The 13,453-nt window shown below is 34.9% G+C and carries 10 protein-coding genes; 8 read left to right on the top strand and 2 right to left on the bottom strand.

The genetic code is table 11. The features are described 5' to 3' along the window. Window positions 1-28: 28 nt before the first annotated feature. Window positions 29-1,372, bottom strand: coding sequence for a hypothetical protein (locus RTP52_RS16695; protein ID WP_312372606.1), 1,344 nt, complete (start codon window positions 1,370-1,372; stop codon window positions 29-31). Window positions 1,373-1,546: 174 nt separating this feature from the next. Between RTP52_RS16695 and yaaA the strand changes: the two genes are divergently transcribed. The 5 genes from yaaA (at window position 1,547) to ptsP (ending at window position 7,479) form a co-directional block, all read left to right on the top strand. Continuing rightward, window positions 1,547-2,314 carry a peroxide stress protein YaaA gene (gene yaaA / locus RTP52_RS16700; protein WP_312372607.1) on the top strand — a complete coding sequence of 256 codons (768 nt, stop codon included), beginning with the start codon at window positions 1,547-1,549 and terminating at the stop codon, window positions 2,312-2,314. Beyond that, the gene (locus RTP52_RS16705) at window positions 2,295-2,747 is read left to right on the top strand and encodes a peroxiredoxin (protein WP_312372608.1); all 453 of its coding nucleotides are present in this window, start codon (window positions 2,295-2,297) and stop codon (window positions 2,745-2,747) included. Before yaaA ends, RTP52_RS16705 begins: the two co-directional genes overlap by 20 nt. 313 nt (window positions 2,748-3,060) lie before the next feature. Then, on the top strand, window positions 3,061-5,265 hold the full coding sequence (locus tag RTP52_RS16710) for a PTS transporter subunit IIABC (protein ID WP_312372609.1): 2,205 nt from the start codon (window positions 3,061-3,063) through the stop codon (window positions 5,263-5,265). A gap of 287 nt (window positions 5,266-5,552) precedes the next feature. Beyond that, the gene (locus RTP52_RS16715) at window positions 5,553-5,810 is read left to right on the top strand and encodes an HPr family phosphocarrier protein (protein WP_312106415.1); all 258 of its coding nucleotides are present in this window, start codon (window positions 5,553-5,555) and stop codon (window positions 5,808-5,810) included. Window positions 5,811-5,829: 19 nt separating this feature from the next. Continuing rightward, complete coding sequence (ptsP, locus tag RTP52_RS16720; RefSeq protein ID WP_312106418.1) at window positions 5,830-7,479, top strand: phosphoenolpyruvate--protein phosphotransferase; 1,650 nt, start codon at window positions 5,830-5,832, stop codon at window positions 7,477-7,479. 115 nt (window positions 7,480-7,594) lie between these two features. Here ptsP and RTP52_RS16725 read toward each other — a convergent pair whose 3' ends face one another. After that, the gene (locus RTP52_RS16725) at window positions 7,595-8,107 is read right to left on the bottom strand and encodes a ferritin (RefSeq protein WP_312106420.1); all 513 of its coding nucleotides are present in this window, start codon (window positions 8,105-8,107) and stop codon (window positions 7,595-7,597) included. Between the two features lie 232 nt (window positions 8,108-8,339). On the opposite strand from RTP52_RS16725, the gene RTP52_RS16730 reads away from it, so the two are divergent. The 3 genes from RTP52_RS16730 to RTP52_RS16740 all read left to right on the top strand — a co-directional run. Continuing rightward, on the top strand, window positions 8,340-10,019 hold the full coding sequence (locus tag RTP52_RS16730) for a S8 family peptidase (protein ID WP_312372611.1): 1,680 nt from the start codon (window positions 8,340-8,342) through the stop codon (window positions 10,017-10,019). 69 nt (window positions 10,020-10,088) lie between these two features. After that, a complete protein-coding gene (locus tag RTP52_RS16735) occupies window positions 10,089-11,768 on the top strand; it encodes a S8 family peptidase (RefSeq protein ID WP_312106424.1) in 1,680 nt (559 codons plus the stop codon). A 156-nt stretch (window positions 11,769-11,924) separates the two neighbouring features. Beyond that, on the top strand, window positions 11,925-13,453 hold a 1,529-nt coding region (locus RTP52_RS16740; protein ID WP_312372612.1), incomplete at its 3' end, for a S8 family peptidase.

The following is a 13,453-nucleotide window of genomic DNA, read 5'->3' on the forward strand; positions in this document are numbered from 1 at the left end:
AGGCTTAGGAGAAAGTTATAAATGTTGCTTAAAAATGAATAGTACCTTCACTTGTACGAACTTTACATTGACAACAATTATCTGTTGTTCCACACTCGGAAGTTTCGAAAGGAGTACATTCAGGAATACGAGCAAGGCTTGTGTTATCTTCACAACGATTACGAAGTTCTGGTAATGGATGTGGAGAAGTTTGGAAACGATAATCCTTTCCTTTACAATTGATACGTGCATCGATGACATTATGACTTGGCACACAGCAAACGTCATGATTCACAATATCTTGATATCGGAAGAAAGGAGCACAAGGATCTAAGCACCCAAGTGGTACTATGCTGGAGCAACTCTGGGTATTACCTGTGGTGGTTTCAATAATAGCACGAACATAGTCAATGTTTGGACGAAGACATACGATTTGAGGGAAGGTTCCACAAGGGATAACTTCTTGCCAATCCTTACCTTCATATTTGCAAAGAAGGTCTTTTGCTTTATGCAAATGCGCAATTTCATAACATAGGAATTCTTCCCAGATACTACGAATGCAAGGATCGGTCTCTGTAAGGAGATTAGAATAGTAAAGATAGCACTCTGTATATTCATGTAGCAATAAATCTTCCAGCCAAGTTGCAGTTGTATCTTTTAAACTTTCATATTGGCTGACATGTTGTTCTTCTATTAATCCGATTTCTTGATAGAGTCTGCGACCTAAATCCGATTTGTCATATAGAGGTGCTACATTCATATAGTAATTCATTGTTTGCTGTTCAGCAGCAGTAATGATACCAATGTTTAATTTTGTTAGAATATCTGCTTCTTTATTACATACATCTGGGAAGATGCTGTCTATTGGATGACGATGTTCAGAGATGGTTGGTCTAGCAGGCATTATCTCAGTATATCCACCGACTAATTTTTCTGGACAAATCCCATATTCCATATCTAATAAATTCGAATACCGGAAGAGGTGGTCAAAATCTTCTAGTAATGCAAAGTTTAGAGCATTTCTCACTGTACAGTCTGGTTCTTGTTTGGCTAATACAGAGGTCAAATCAACGGCTAATTGCTCGTAAGTGATGGTATGCTCTAAGATACTTTCATCCCTAGGTTTTAAGCAACTAATGAGTTTTTGTTGTTGCTGCTCCACACGGCGGAGGATAGCCAATTCTCTTCTTAAATCATTACAAGGACAGTGTCTCGAAAAATTTCTAGAAAACCATTGTGCTTCAAATTCTGTACCATTCATTAGAACGATACGTGTCTTTGTATAAGCATCTGTTTCCTCCTTATTGTAAGGACATGGGTTAATCGCACGCCAATCCATAAAGGTTTTTTCTATCGGTATTGGTTTTTCGTCAAATGGGTTAAAATTTTGCATGATATTCCTAAGGTTATTATTATCCTTATTACTATATGATTTTAGGATTTAATAGTGACAATATATGAGGATAAACCTAGTAAAAAGTAAAAATTTTGTAAGATTATTGCTGTTAGATCCATTCAATGTTACAATAGTTGAGTAGACATAAGAGGAGGATAGAGTAATTAAGTTATGAGAATAATTATATCACCAGCGAAAAAAATGGTGGAAAATATAGAAGCGTTACCTGTATGTGGAGAACCTAGTTACCTTGAACATACAGATCAATTATTGACTTATTTAAAAAGTTTAAATTACGAGGAAGCAAAAGAGCTGTGGAATTGCAACGATCAGTTAGCTACCATGAATTTTGATAGAATCACTAACATGAACTTAAAAACAAATTTGACTCCTGCCATTTTATCGTATCAAGGATTACAATATCAATACATGGCACCAGAAGTTTTAGAAAAAGATCAATTGGAGTATATACAGGAGCATTTATTTATCTTATCAGGATTTTATGGTATACTAAAGCCGCTTGATGGTGTGACTGCTTACCGTTTGGAAATGCAGGCAAAAGTAAATTTATCTGATAAAAAGGATTTATATGAATTCTGGGGAAGTTTATTGTACGATAAGCTTTGTAAGGAAACTAATTTGATTTTAAATTTAGCGTCAAAAGAATATAGCAAATGCATTGAGCGTTATGCTGCAGAAGATGTGAAACTAGTAACTTGTGTATTCGGAGAGCGAAAGGGCGAGAAAGTAATAGAAAAAGGGACTTACGCCAAGATGGCCAGAGGAGAAATGGTACGTTATATGGCGGAACATAAGATATCTACGATATCTGAAGTAAAAAAGTTTGATCGATTGGATTTTTCCTATGATGAAAATCTATCGGATGAAACGAAATTAGTATTTGTGAAAGGAGAATCTAATGTTAGAGATAGGAAGTAAAGCACCAGAATTTACATTAAACAATCAAGAGGGAGTAGAAGTATCGTTAAAGGATTTTTTAGGGAGGAAAGTTATTCTTTATTTTTATCCTAAGGACAATACTCCAGGCTGTACATCGCAAGCTTGTGGATATGCAACATTATATCCCGATTTTATGGAGAAGGGTGCTGTTGTAATTGGGGTTAGTAAGGATACAGTACAATCTCACAAAAAATTTGCAGAGAAATATAATCTTCCATTTCAGCTTTTATCGGATACCGAGCTTAACGTTATAAAAGCCTATGATGTTTGGCAAGAGAAAAATATGTATGGTAAAAAGACAATGGGTGTTGTTAGAACAACTTATTTAATTGATGAAAATGGATTTATAACAGGAGCTTCAGGAAAAGTAAATGCTGCTAAAAATCCAGAGGAAACACTTAAATTAATATAAATGAAGTATTGATCCACCTAAGTTAGGAAGCTGGATTTTGAAATACTTTGGATGTTTTACTTAAAAAAGAAGAAAAAGAATAACTATATATTTCAGCAATGAAGTTTTAATAAGAGAAGGGAACTTTTCTTTGTCAAAACTTCATTGCTGTTTTTTTGTCATGAAACCTATATGCTTCGAGTAAAATGTGAGCTTTAGTAAATAATAAAAATGAATTCATTTTTAGATATCAAATTTATTGGTGTTTAATAAGAATCTTATCCTTATTTTACGCAGAATTATAAAGTAAAACAATATTAGAGGAGTAAAAATAATGAAAGACAAAGCATTTGGTGTATTACAAAGAGTAGGACGTTCCTTTATGCTACCGATTGCAGTTTTGCCGGTTGCCGGACTTTTGCTTGGTTTAGGTAGTTCCTTTACAAATGAAACTACACTAGCAACCTATAATCTGTTAGGGATAATGGGGCCTGGAACGGTTATATACAATATCTTAACCATCATGAGCAAATGTGGTAGTGTTATATTTGACAACTTACCACTAATATTTGCAGTTGGTGTAGCTATTGGTATGGCTAAGAAAGAGAAAGAGGTAGCTGCGTTATCTGCTATGATTGCATTTTTCGTTATGCATTCCGCAATCAGTGGTATGATTTCAATTTACGGCGGTGCAGAAGCCTTTATTAGCGGTGCTACTGGTACTGTTTTGGGTATGACATCATTACAAATGGGTGCCTTTGGAGGCATCATCGTTGGCCTTGGTGTTGCAGCATTGCATAACCGATTCTATAAAATTGAACTGCCGGCAGCATTTGCATTTTTCCAGGGGACTAGATTTATACCAATTATTAGTACCGTAGTTTTTACTTTTGTAGGAATTCTTATGTTTTATGTATGGCAGCCGGTACAGATAGGTATCAATGAATTAGGCTTTTTAGTGCAAAGTACAGGTGTCATCGGAACTTTCTTCTTTGGCTTGATTAAGAGATTACTGATACCATTTGGTCTTCATCATGTATTTTATTTACCATTCTGGCAGACAGCAATTGGTGGAACAATGGAGATTGCTGGACAAACAATTGTAGGCGCTCAGAATATTTTCTTTGCTCAGCTAGCTGATCCATCAACAGTACATTTTTCTACTTTAGCAACCAGATTTTTCAGTGGTGAATTTATTATTTATATTTTTGGATTTCCAGGAGCAGCATTGGCTATGTACCGCTGTGCTCGTCCAGAGAAGAAAAAAGAGGTTTATGGTCTATTGTTATCAGCAGCACTTACTTCCATTATGACAGGTATTACAGAACCAATCGAATTTTCTTTCCTTTTCGTAGCACCTGTTCTGTTCGTAATCAGTGCAGTAATGGCAGGCCTTGCCTATGCGATTGCACAGGCATTAAATATAGCAGTCGGCTTAACATTTTCAGGCGGATTTATCGATTTGTTTTTATTCGGAATTTTGCAAGGTAATAGTAAGACCTCATGGCTTCTTATTATACCGGTAGGAGTTGTTTATTTTGCTGTTTATTATTACATCTTTAGTTTCTTTATAAAGAAAATGAATCTAAAGACCCCAGGTAGAGAAGCTGACAATGAGGAAAGTAAGTTATATACACGTGCTGACTATGAAAAAAAGAAAAATGTGTCGAAAGAGGAAAAGGGCGCTGATGTGGATGAACTATCTGCAGCTATAACAGAAGGGCTCGGTGGAAAAGCAAATATCAGTGATGTTGACTGTTGTGCAACCAGATTAAGAATAACTGTATTTGATAGTAAAAAAGTAGAAGATGGTATCTTAAAATCTACAGGAGCATCCGGCGTTATCCATAAAGGAACAGGTATTCAGATTGTTTACGGACCGAGAGTAACTGTAATTAAATCTAATCTGGAAGATTATCTGGCAACAGATGTTTCACCTGAGAGTAAAGATTTAGAACTTGTAAAAACAGCGAATGTTGAAAATAAAGAATATGAGACACAGAATAATGCAGGCAAAGAAAATAATGCAGGCAAAGAAAATAATTCAGATAATCAATATAATGTATACAATCAGGGAACTATAATGGATCAGGAAACTATTATTTTCTCTCCATTAAGTGGAAAGTTAATGGAATTAAAAGATATAGATGACGGTGTTTTTTCTGAAGGTATGTTAGGAAATGGGTTTGCGGTAGAACCATCGGAAGGAAAAGTTGTGGCACCATGTGATTGTAAGGTGGAAACAGTTTTTGATACGAAACATGCCATAGGGTTAAGCTGTGGTAATGTAGAACTACTGATTCATATTGGAATTGATACTGTTTCGTTAAATGGAAAAGGCTATGATATTATAGTTCATGATGGAGATGTTTTAAAGAAAGGCGATGTTATTGGTTACTTTGACATAAAGTTAATTACTGAAGCAGGATATCGCGTGGTAACTCCGGTTATCGTTACCAATACAGATGACTTCGAATCAATCGAGATTTTGAAAAAGGATTCTATTAAGGCAGAAGAAAAAGTTATGAGTATAAAATAGAAATATTAATAAAAATATTAGTAAAAATAAAAATATTAAGAAAGATATTAAGAAAGATATTAAGAAGGATATTAGATAGATATTAAGAAGGATATTAGATAGATATTAAGAAAGATATTAGAAAGATATTAAGAGAGATATTAATAAAGATATTAATAAAGATAGATATTTTAAAAATAGAAGATTGTAAATTTCAATTAATCTAAAAAAGTAATAAGTATCAAAAATTTGTAACAAAATCAGCATATGAAGGTATGCATAAAAAAATATATGACGAGGTGCAAGAAATGAAAGAATTTAGTTATATAATCAAAGATCAACTAGGAATACATGCAAGACCAGCAGGACTTTTAGTTAAGAAGGCAGGTACGTTTAAATCAGATATAACCTTAATGAAAGACGGAAAAACAGCTGATTTAAAAAGAATTTTTGGAATAATGGGCCTTGGCGTTAAGCAGGGAGATGAGATAACCATAAAAATTACAGGTGAAGATGAAGAAGAAGCCAATACTTCCATCGAGGAATTTATTAAAGAAAACTTGTAACAAGAAAGATAGGTGAAATATGGTACAAAAGTATACTGGAAAGAGTGTATATGGTGGTATTGCCTTAGGAAAAGTATTACTTTTTCATAAAAAAGAAGGTCAGGTACGTAGGCAACATATAGAGGATGTGGAAACGGAGATCTTACGTGTTGATGAAGCAAGAGAAAAGGCAAAGGAAGAACTGCAGAAATTATATGATAAAGCAGTTACTCAAGTTGGTGAGCAGAATGCCATGATTTTTGAGGTCCATCAGATCATGTTAGAAGATCAGGATTATGTGGACTCCATAACTTATATGATTAAAAATGAGCAGATAAATGCAGAATATGCCGTGGCATCCACCGGAGATAATTTTGCGGAATTGTTTTCGTCTATGGACGATGAATATATGAAAGAACGGGCTGCTGATGTAAAGGATATTTCCAACCGCCTGATTAAGATATTACAGGGAAAGGCCGATAGCTCATTGCGAACGGACGAACCGTATATTTTAGTGGCAGATGATTTGGCACCTAGCGAGACTTTGCAACTTGATAAGACGAAAGTTTTGGCATTTGTCACTAGAAAGGGATCTACCAATTCCCATACGGCAATTCTAGCCAGAATGATGAACATTCCAGCTTTAATTGGGGTGGAATATGATGAAGATTGTGATGGAAAAGATGCAATTGTTGATGGATACGAAGGTATTTTCATTACAGAACCTACAGAAGGTATTTCTGCTTCTATGAAAGAAAAGCAGCAGAAGAATCTATATAAGAAGAAACTGCAGCAGGAGTTAAAAGGAAAAGATAATGTTACGAAAGATGGTAAGAAAATCGATATCTTTGCTAATATCGGAAGTGCTTCTGATGTTGCAAGTGTACTACAAAATGATGCTGGAGGAATCGGACTTTTCCGAAGTGAGTTTTTATACCTAGGAAAGGATACATTTCCATCAGAGGAAGAACAGTTTCAAACCTATAAAACTGTATTGGAAAATATGGCGGGCAAAAAAGTAGTCATTCGTACCTTGGATATTGGAGCAGATAAACAGGCAGACTATTTTGGCCTAGATAAAGAAGAAAATCCAGCTATGGGTTACCGGGCTATTCGTATTTGTTTAATACAGCCTGATATATTTAGAACACAGCTTCGTGCCATTTATCGTGCAAGCATTTATGGTACTGTAGCTATAATGTATCCTATGATTATTTCTGTTGATGAAGTAAAGAAGATAAAGGAAATAGTACAATCGGTAAAAGATGAACTAACTTTGCAAGGAATACCTTTTCATAATGTGGAACAAGGTATCATGATTGAAACACCAGCAGCTGTTATGATAAGTGATTTACTGGCAAAAGAAGTTGATTTCTTTAGTATTGGAACCAATGATTTAACACAATATACCTTAGCAATTGATAGGCAGAATCCTAAACTGGATTTCATTTATGATCCTCATCATCCCGCTATTCTCAGAATGATTCAGATGGTAATTGAGAACGGTCATAAAGGTGGATGTTGGGTAGGAATATGCGGAGAACTTGGTGGTGATATCACACTCATTGAGAAATTTTTAAGAATGGGATTAGATGAAGTATCAGTATCTCCAAACTTAGTACTTTCTGTGAGAGATAAAGTTAGAAACACAGACTTAAGAACAGACACGAGTGGGGAATTACTATATTAATGAAACTAATAAAAGAAAGTGTTTTGTTGAATATCAACGAAGCACTTTCTTTTCTATATAAATAACTCAACTTTCTCATCTTGAAAACTAGTTAGCGATTTCTAAGATTAAGTTTCTATAACACTAACGTTGGTGCCATATAAACACGACTACCCAATTCTTGATCTAACATATAAAGGCTCTTAGAGTCATTGCCATAGAGTTCCATTTTTTTAATTAAATCTGTGGCTTTCTTTTCTTCTTCTCCCTGTTCTTTTACAAACCAATCAAGAAACTGCATAGTACGAAAATCCTTCACCGTGAATGCAGCATCATATATTGTATGGATGAAGTCCGTTACAGATTGTTCATGTTCTAAGCTTGACTTTAGAGGTTCCATTGCTGAAGTGTATTCATTCACTGGAGAATCAATTGCCTTAAGAGTTACTTTTAAGTTATTGTTCTGCATATATTGCATAAAAAGCATCGCATGGTCTCTTTCTTCTTGAGCTTGAACTTTGAACCAATTTGCAAAACCATCTAAGCCTTGCTCTGTATAGTAATTTGACATATCTAAGTATAAATAAGAAGAATAAAATTCTTTCCTTACTTGATCATTCAATAAACTGCTAACTTTTTCGTTATCCATTTTTTTACCTCCTATTCTTTGGTAATTCTATTATATCATTCTGTAGAACTTAAACAAGCCCAAAATTCTTATAAAAATCATGATACTTTATTCCTGTCAAGGAAAGGTTCGTGAAGCATACGTTCTCTTGGTTATTATGTCCTTTAAATATTACATTATCATAAAATATTTTAAATAACATAGAATTATAAGCTACGTCATATGCTGATATAAAAGAGTCAGGGGACTAGTTATGGAAAATAAATTTTATAGTGAAAAGTTTATGGAGTTGATTATTCCTAATCCCTTATTAAGTACATATGAAAATCAAGGAACTATTACAAATATAAATAATTTATATTCAATCGTACAGATGCCAATCGATAAAATTGATTTTTGTAGTCTTAGTGGTTTTAGTTATTCGTATTTTCCTACGTGTTATACACTAGAGTCAACGATAACATCAGAAAAATTAGGAGTTGAGAGAGTTAGGCAAAATCCAAATTTAGCGCTATATGGTGCTGGCGTTTTGATAGGAGTAGTTGATACAGGTGTGTATTATCAACATAAGGCTTTTTTGTTCAACGATAGTACTACAAAATTATATTCCATTTGGGATCAAACTATTTATAGTGAAGATACTCCGGTGAATGAGGAATTTCCATATGGTACTTTTTATTCGAAGCAGGAGATCAATAGAGCATTGACACAAAAAAATCCTTTAGATATGGTACCTTCTACCGATGATAATGGTCACGGGACTGCAATCGCAGGAATCATTGCTGGTAATGAGGATATTGAAAATGATTTTGCAGGTGTTGCTCCATTATCAGAATTAATCGTTGTAAAATTAAAACAAGCTAAAAAAGTAGTGAGACAATTTTTTTCATTATCACAGGAAGTTACCTGCTATCAAAAGTCAGATATTATGATGGGTATTAAATATATTATAGATGTTGCTAGAAAGTTAAATCGACCACTTGTTCTTTGTATAGCCGTAGGGTCGAGTCAAGGCGGAGATGATGGTTTAGGTCCGTTAAGTTATTATCTTAATGATATTACTAGAGCACCTAGGTCCTGTGTTGTTGCCAGTGGGGGGAATGAAGGCAATACGAATAGACATTATTTTGGAAGCTTTGCGAAGGAAGATGAATTTAAAGAGTTTGAATTTAGAGTAGGGGAAAAAGATAAAGCATTTCTCATGGAAATATGGATGCAACCAATTCAACGATTATCGATTGAAATGACATCTCCATCCGGAGAAAAGGTTAGTAATGTAACTCCAGGGATTCGCCAGTTGAAAAAATATAATTTTGTATTTGGGCCAACCAAAGTGTGCATCAATAATATTGCAACAGAATCAGAATCTGGAGATCAGTTAATCCTAATACGCTTTGAAAATGCACAAGATGGTTTATGGAAAATAAAATTAAATAATATTGATAAAACACCTTCGAATTTTAATGTTTGGTTACCCTCTGGAGATCTTATTACAAGAGAAACCTTTTTCCTTCAATCAGATCCTTATATAACGATAACTGCACCAGGAAGCGATTTTGGTCCTATTACAATGGGAGCTTATGACACTTTGGAAGGTGGAATTTCAACATTTTCGAGTAAAGGTTTTACAAGAAAAGATATCGTTAAGCCAGACTTAACTGCTCCAGGTACTTTGATTAAAAGTCCATCCAATGAACAAGGATATGTTACAGTCTCGGGAACTGGAAGTGCGGCAGCACTTTCTTCTGGCGTAGTTGCTTTGTTATTAGAATGGGCAATTCTGAAGGGAAATTATACAGGAATAACGGGAAGTGAGATAAAAACTTTTTTAATCCGTGGAGCACGAAGAGATGAGAATATAGATTATCCTGATAGAGCTTGGGGTTATGGGCAGATTGATTTATATGGAACATTTCAGAAGTTAACTTTCTAAATTAAATATCATATGATAATAAAAGAACTTCGATGAACCGACAATAATCAAATCTAAAGGATGGATTTTATGGCGAATAAATTTATCAGTGAGGATTATATGGATATAATCATTCCAAATCGATTGGTAGATACTTTAGAAAGTGGTACTAGCGTAACCTATGTAAATTCGAAACATTCCATTGCGAATATACCACGTGATCGGATTGATTTTTGTACACTTGGAATATTTAATTATTCGAATTTTCCATCCCTATTTACATTGGACGCTAGTATAGCTTTAGAACAAATCGGTGTGAATAAAATACAAACGAATCCAAATTTTTCCTTGTTTGGGACGGGAACTTTAATAGGAATTCTTGATAGTGGAATTAACTATCAACATCCGGCTTTTTTATATAGTGATAAGAGCACTAGGATTTATACAATTTGGGATCAGACGATTACAGATGAAAATGCTCCGGTAAATGAGGATTTTCCATATGGAACAATCTATTCAAGAGAAGAAATAAATCGTGCCCTGAAAGTACCAAATCCATTAGAAGTCGTTCCTACGGATGATGAGATAGGTCATGGTACTGCTATAGCAGGTATAGCAGCAGGTAGTATAGATGAGAGCAATAATTTTGCCGGTGCAGCACCATTATCTGAATTTGTGGTAGTCAAGATGAAACAAGCGAAAACTGTTACGAAGCAATTTTTTTCTGTCCCAGAGAATGCAATTTGCTATCAAGAAACAGATGTTATGTTGGGAATTAAATTTATAGAGTCAATAGCCAGAGAATTAAATCGTCCATTAGTACTTTGTATCGCTTTTGGTACTAGTCAGGGGCCTCATGATAGTTTAGGTTCCACTAGTACTTACTTGGGGAATATTACAAGTTTACCGAAGACTTGTGTAGTAGTTTCTGCTGGTAATGAAGGAAATTCTCAGAGACATTTTTCTGATAATATTAGAACCGGTATTCCTTATGCAGAATTCGAACTGGTCGTTGGAGCAAACGATAAAGATTTTTTTATGGAAATATGGTTAGAGCCTATTCAGCGTATATCACTAGAGATTACATCGCCATCAGGGGAGAAGATAAGTAATACCAATCCTGCAATAAGACAATCTAGAAGATATTCCTTTGTATTTAGTCCTACAGTGATATGTATCAACAATATAGCTACGGTTTCAGAAACTGGTACTCAATTAGTTTGGTTGCGATTTGAAAACGCTCAAAGTGGGCAATGGAGATTTCGCTATAATAATATCGATAATACAACTTCAGTGATAAATGTATGGCTACCATCAGGGGATCTTATATCAACCAATACTCATTTTCTACTAGCAGATCCCGAAACAACAGTTACTTCACCAGGAGATTCCGTTGCACCAGTAACAATAGGTTCGTATAATACGTTAGAAGGAGGAATATCTTATTTTTCAGGGATAGGTTATACAAGAAAAGGTGAAGTGAAACCTGACTTAGCAGCACCGGGAACGGATTTAATAGCACCTTCTGGTAATACTGGATATTCTGTTGCTACTGGAACAGGAGCTGCAGCGGCTATTACGAGCGGAGCGGTAGCTCTACTTATGGAATGGGCAGTAGTACGAGGAAATTATACCACGATAACGGGGCGTGAAGTTAAAACTTTATTAATACGTGGTGCAAGTCGAGATCCTAATGTAGAATATCCAAATCGGTTTTGGGGTTATGGAAAGGTTGATATTTATGGTGTATTTGAAAAACTCATCATATAAGAATGTTTACTCGAAACGATAAAGAAATCTCATAGAAGCTTCAATTCAATCATACTTTATTATAATGATAATAAAGAAATCATATTGATAAATAGAAAATTATTTTTCAATAATCTGATTGCATGTGTTCTAAAGCACGAAGATGGGAGTTTATATATGGAAAACAAATTTATCAGTGAAAATTATTTCGACTTGTTAATTCCTAATGTTAGCGTGGGAACTCTAAATCCTAATATAGTTGTTACTAGAGTAAATAACACATACTCTATATTTCACCTTCCATACGAAGATATAAATAGATGTGATTTCAGTGGTATCGGTTATAACAATATACCAAAGTGCTTTATCTTAGAATCAACTTTTGTACTAGAGGCAACAGGTGTAAAAAGAGTTCAGAGTAATCCTAATTTAGCTCTTATGGGGACTGGGGTATTAATAGGAATCATTGATAGTGGCATCAATTATCTTCATCCCGCATTTTTATTTAATGACAATACTTCAAGAATTACTTCCATTTGGGATCAAACAGTTAATCCAACTGATCCACCGGCCACGGATCAAGAAGAATTTCCATATGGAACAATTTATACGAAAGAAGATATTAATAGAGCCTTGGAGCAACCATACCCTTTAGAGGTGGTACCTACCGATGATCCAATCGGTCATGGAACAGCAATTGCTGGTATTGCAGGTGGGAGTGCGGATAGAGCAAATGACTTTTCTGGAGTAGCTCCTTTAGCTGAATTTGTAATTGTGAAACTGAAACAAGCAAAGAACATAACCAAAGACTTCTTGTCCATACCAAGCGATGTAATTTGTTATCAAGAAACTGATGTTATGATGGGGGCTAAATACGTTGAAAAAGTTGCTCAACAATTAAATCGGCCACTAGCCCTATGTATAGCACTAGGTTCCAATCAAGGAAGTCATGATGGTTTAGGAGCACTTAGTAGTTATCTAAACGATCTATCAGAATTACCTAAAACCTGTGTTACTATTAGTGCGGGAAACCAAGGGAATACTAGAAGACATTACTCTAGAATGATAAGAAGTGTAGAAGAATATATAGAAGTTGAATTTAATGTTGCAGTGAATGATAAAAAATTTTTTATAGAAATATGGACTGAGCCAATTCTAAGAATTTCACTTGATATCATATCTCCTTCTGGTGAAAGAATTGAGAATTTAACACCAAGATTTGGTGAGACGACATTGTATACATTTGTATTTGAACCTACTAAATTATGCGTAAAAAATGTTCCAACGGTTCCAATAACTGGAGACCAGTTGATATGGATTCGATTTGAGGACGCTCAAAGTGGACTTTGGAGATTTCGAATTCATAACATTGATAGAGCAAATGCAGAGGTTAATGCATGGCTACCAGCTGGAAGTACTATTACTAATGATACCTACTTCATACAATCGGATACTTATACAACAATTACTACTCCAGGGGATGTGGTTTCACCAATCACAATAAGTTCCTATGATACGTTAACGGGAGGTATTTCCGTTTTTTCCAGTAAAGGTTATACTAGGGTGAGTGAAATAAAACCAGATTTAGTTGCTCCTGGAACAGAACTTACCGCACCAGGGAGTACGAATGGATATGTAAATGTCTCGGGAACTGGGGCAGCAGCCGCAGTAAATACTGGTATTGTGGCACTTTTATTTGAGTGGGC

Origin of the sequence: Lachnoclostridium sp., assembly GCF_031997925.1 — a bacterium.
Classification (GTDB): Bacteria; Bacillota; Clostridia; order Lachnospirales; family Lachnospiraceae; genus Lachnoclostridium.

Bases quoted from the DNA above. Each gene is read 5' to 3' on its own strand.
- RTP52_RS16695 (WP_312372606.1), bottom strand. From the start codon at position 1,372: ATGCAAAATTTTAACCCATTTGACGAAAAACCAATACCGATAGAAAAA.
- yaaA (WP_312372607.1), top strand. From the start codon at position 1,547: ATGAGAATAATTATATCACCAGCGAAAAAAATGGTGGAAAATATAGAA.
- RTP52_RS16705 (WP_312372608.1), top strand. From the start codon at position 2,295: ATGTTAGAGATAGGAAGTAAAGCACCAGAATTTACATTAAACAATCAA.
- RTP52_RS16710 (WP_312372609.1), top strand. From the start codon at position 3,061: ATGAAAGACAAAGCATTTGGTGTATTACAAAGAGTAGGACGTTCCTTT.
- RTP52_RS16715 (WP_312106415.1), top strand. From the start codon at position 5,553: ATGAAAGAATTTAGTTATATAATCAAAGATCAACTAGGAATACATGCA.
- ptsP (WP_312106418.1), top strand. From the start codon at position 5,830: ATGGTACAAAAGTATACTGGAAAGAGTGTATATGGTGGTATTGCCTTA.
- RTP52_RS16725 (WP_312106420.1), bottom strand. From the start codon at position 8,107: ATGGATAACGAAAAAGTTAGCAGTTTATTGAATGATCAAGTAAGGAAA.
- RTP52_RS16730 (WP_312372611.1), top strand. From the start codon at position 8,340: ATGGAAAATAAATTTTATAGTGAAAAGTTTATGGAGTTGATTATTCCT.
- RTP52_RS16735 (WP_312106424.1), top strand. From the start codon at position 10,089: ATGGCGAATAAATTTATCAGTGAGGATTATATGGATATAATCATTCCA.